Origin of the sequence: Pseudomonas sp. QLc11A (genome assembly GCF_052112305.1) — a bacterium.
Classification (GTDB): Bacteria; Pseudomonadota; Gammaproteobacteria; order Pseudomonadales; family Pseudomonadaceae; genus Aquipseudomonas; species Aquipseudomonas laurylsulfatiphila.
Genome location: NZ_JAVAJJ010000042.1, coordinates 1 through 1641, shown reverse-complemented (window position 1 = coordinate 1641; position 1641 = coordinate 1). Strand labels below are relative to the sequence as shown.

The 1641-nt window shown below is 63.2% G+C and carries 1 protein-coding gene; it reads left to right on the top strand.

Annotated features, from left to right (window positions below; all coding sequences use genetic code 11):
- The coding region (locus Q8X48_RS29770; protein ID WP_407802808.1) for an immunoglobulin-like domain-containing protein at positions 1–1641 on the top strand (1641 nt) is incomplete at both ends.

Below are 1641 nucleotides of genomic sequence, written 5' to 3'. Positions count from 1 at the left end.
AACCGGTCACTGCGCAGAACGGTCCGGTCACCGTGACCCTCGACAGCGGCAAGGTCATCACCATCGCTGAAGGCCAGAGCTCCGGCAGCCTGCCGGTCAGCGTGGGCAACGACGTCTACACCGGTCCAACCACCGTGACCGAGTCGATTAAATCGGCCGACGGCGGCAACCTGGAAGCGATCAACCCAATCAAGACCCCGGTGGAAACCACGGTCAACGACGTCAACGACACCACCACGGTGACCCTGACCGCGACCCCAAGCGTGGACGAGAACGGCACCATCACCTACACCGCCACGCTGACCGATGCTCAGGGCAAACCAGTCACCGCGCAGAACGGTCCGGTGACCGTGACGTTGGACAGCGGCAAGATCATCACCATCGCCGAGGGTCAGAGCTCCGGCAGCCTGCCGGTCAGCGTGGGCAACGACGTCTACCAAGGCCCGACCACCGTGACCGAGTCGATTAAATCGGCCGACGGCGGCAACCTTGAAGCGATCAACCCGATCAAGACCCCGGTGGAAACCACGGTCAACGACGTCAACGACACCACCACCGTGACCCTGACCGCCACCCCGAGCGTGGATGAAAACGGCACCATCACCTACACCGCCACGCTGACCGATGCTCAGGGCAAACCGGTCACTGCGCAGAACGGTCCGGTGACCGTGACCCTGGACAGCGGCAAGGTCATCACCATCGCTGAAGGCCAGAGCTCCGGCAGCCTGCCGGTCAGCATGGGCAACGACGTCTACCAAGGCCCGACCACCGTCACTGAATCCATCAAGGACGCGGTGGGCGGTAACCTGGAACTGGTGTCGCCAAACACAACGCCAGTGACCACCACGGTCAACGACGTCAACGACACCACCACCGTGACCCTGTCCGCGACCCCGAGCGTGGATGAAAACGGCACCATCACCTACACCGCGACCCTGACCGACAAGAACGGTGCCCCGGTTACCGCGCAGAACGGTCCAGTGACCGTGACCCTCGACAGCGGCAAGGTCATCACCATCGCTGAAGGTCAGAGCTCCGGTAGCCTGCCAGTGACCGTGGGCAACGACGTCTACACCGGTCCAACCACCGTGACCGAGTCGATTAAATCGGCCGACGGCGGCAACCTCGAAGTGATCAACCCGATCAAGACCCCGGTGGAAACCACGGTCAACGACGTCAACGACACCACCACGGTGACCCTGACCGCGACCCCGAGCGTCGACGAGAACGGCACCATCACCTACACCGCGACGCTGACCGATGCCCAAGGCAAACCGGTCACTGCGCAGAACGGTCCAGTGACCGTGACCCTCGACAGCGGCAAAGTGATCACCATCGCTGAAGGTCAGAGCTCCGGTAGCCTGCCAGTGACCGTGGGCAACGACGTCTACACCGGTCCAACCACCGTGACCGAGTCGATTAAATCGGCCGCCGGCGGCAACCTCGAGTCCATCGATCCGGTGAAAACGCCAGTGACCACCACGGTCAACGATGTCAACGACACCACCACGGTGACCCTGACCGCCACCCCGAGCGTGGATGAAAACGGCACCATCACCTACACCGCGACCCTGACCGATGCCCAGGGCAAACCGGTCACCGCGCAGAACGGTCCGGTCACCGTGACCCTCGACAGCGGCA